The 1,554-nt window shown below is 63.1% G+C and carries 2 protein-coding genes and 1 pseudogene; all 3 read right to left on the bottom strand.

The window, feature by feature from the left end; all coding sequences use genetic code 11:
* Window positions 1-82: pseudogene (locus EOA36_RS38660) on the bottom strand (damage-inducible protein DinB); the annotation flags it as partial.
* A 22-nt stretch (window positions 83-104) separates the two neighbouring features.
* Window positions 105-1,118, bottom strand: a complete 1,014-nt coding sequence (locus EOA36_RS35120) for a fumarylacetoacetate hydrolase family protein (protein ID WP_127281206.1) — start codon at window positions 1,116-1,118, stop codon at window positions 105-107.
* A gap of 89 nt (window positions 1,119-1,207) precedes the next feature.
* Window positions 1,208-1,554: MBL fold metallo-hydrolase (locus tag EOA36_RS35115; RefSeq protein WP_145969503.1), on the bottom strand; the 347-nt coding region annotated here is incomplete at its 5' end.

The following is a 1,554-nucleotide window of genomic DNA, read 5'->3' as shown; positions in this document are numbered from 1 at the left end:
GAGCAAGCACTGCGCGATAGAGCCGGTCGTTCGACCAGAGATTGTTGCCCGCCATGCGGCGCAGATGATCCAGAAGATTCATCGCTGAAAATCTGTCCTAGCCTCTATCTCGCGTAGTTCTCGACCTTCTGCTCGATGGCACCGAAGATCGAATGCCCGGCCTTGTCCTTCATCTCGATGCGTACCGTGTCGCCGAAGCGCAGGAACGGCGTCTTTGGTTCGCCGCTCGCGAGGGTCTCGATCATGCGCAGTTCGGCGATGCAGGAATAGCCTGCGCCGCCGGCCGACACAGGCTTGCCCGGGCCGCCGTCGAGCTTGTTGGACACCGTACCCGAGCCGATGATGGTGCCTGATACCAGCGGCCTTGTGCGGGCGGCGTGAGCGATCAGTACCGGGAAGTCAAAGGTCATGTCGACACCGGCATTGGCGCGGCCGAACGGCTTGCCGTTGATGTCGGCGAGCAGCGGCAGGCTGACCTTGCCGCCATCCCAGGCGTCGCCCAGTTCGTCCGGCGTCACCGCGACCGGCGAAAAGGCCGAGGACGGTTTCGACTGGAAGAAGCCAAAACCCTTGGCGAGTTCCGGGCCGGTCAGCGCGCGCAGCGTGACGTCGTTGACCAGCATGACCAGCCGGATCGCGGCGCGCGCTTCATCGAGGCTGGCGCCCATCGGCACATCGTCGACGATGACGGCAATTTCGGCCTCCATGTCGATGCCGAAGGCTTCGTCGGCCATGCGGATCGGATCGCGCGGCGCAACAAAGGAGTCCGAGCCGCCCTGATAGATCAGCGGATCGATCCAGAAGCTTGCCGGCATCTCGACGCCGCGCGCTTTGCGCACCAGTTCGACATGGTTCACATAGGCGGAGCCGTCGGCCCATTGATAGGCGCGTGGCAGCGGCGAATGCGCGTCGTGCTCGTGGAAGCGAGCCGCCGGCATCGCACTGTTCTCCAGCGATTCGGCGATTGTCGCGAGATGCGGCGAGATCCTGCGCCAGTCGTCGAGTGCCGCCTGCAGCGTGCGCGCCAAGAACGAGGCGTCTGTGTACTGTGTCAGGTCGCGCGAAACGACAACGAGTTTTCCATCGCGCGTCCCATCCTTCAGTGTGGCAAGCTTCATGCGGTTCCCTCTCCTGAGGCGGCCTTGGCGCCGCTTTGGCTTTTCTTACGCATGATCTTTTTCCGAAAACCGGTTTCCACTTTTCGGGATCATGCTAGCTCCACAACAAGGCCGTCGCGAGCGATCGTCAAGTCGCCGGCCCATGTTTTCCTGACGGCAGCAGTCCAATCGGTCTCGCCAATCTGGGGGTCGTCGGCCGGAATGAGGTGGTTGAGCACCAGTCTCTTCACGCCGCCATCGCTGGCGATGCGGCCTGCCTCTTCGGCAAAGCTGTGGCTGGCGAGCAGGTGTTCCCTGAGCCGCGCGCCATTGCCGGTCCTGGCAACCAGCCGCTCGATCCCCTCCTCCAGCATGGCTTCGTGGACGAGGATATCAGAGCCTTCGGCGAAATCGGCGAGCGGTGGGAAGAAGGCTGTATCGGCCGAAAACACCACGC

It is taken from the genome of Mesorhizobium sp. M8A.F.Ca.ET.021.01.1.1 (assembly GCF_003998025.1).
Taxonomy (GTDB): Bacteria; Pseudomonadota; Alphaproteobacteria; order Rhizobiales; family Rhizobiaceae; genus Mesorhizobium.
The sequence above is the reverse complement of the archived record's forward strand: the minus strand, read 5'-3'. Positions and strand labels throughout refer to the sequence as shown.